Source organism: Pseudomonas sp. 2995-1, from assembly GCF_002742505.1.
Lineage (GTDB): Bacteria > Pseudomonadota > Gammaproteobacteria > Pseudomonadales > Pseudomonadaceae > Aquipseudomonas > Aquipseudomonas sivasensis.
The window spans coordinates 1-294 of the sequence record NZ_LJSA01000499.1; the positions used below are offsets into that span (position 1 = coordinate 1).

Here is a 294-nt window from a genome sequence, read left to right on the forward strand (position 1 = left end):
GGTTGGTCGATGGCCTCTTGTGGACGATGTTCTGCTAAGAGTTTATCTATTTCTTCAGGATTACTGATCTCTTTTAAAAGATTTACAGATTCTCCAACACCAAGAAGATAAACTTTACCACCAACCCTTACCATCTGAACGGAACGGTTAGACCCCAGTCCAACACCTCCAACTGCTTCAATTGTAGAATGGCTCCGAAAAGAACGGCTTTTATTATTTATAAATTTTAAGAGAGCGTATATAAGGAAAATAACAAAAGCTAGTGCCAAGAACATCTGAAAAGATAGAAAAAAT

1 protein-coding gene is annotated in these 294 nt (G+C 37.4%); it reads right to left on the reverse strand.

Features of this window, described 5'->3' with window-relative positions; translation table 11 throughout:
- Nucleotides 1-294 (reverse strand): flagellar biosynthetic protein FliO (gene fliO, locus AOA61_RS27240; protein WP_143521264.1); only part of this gene is annotated, 294 nt, incomplete at both ends.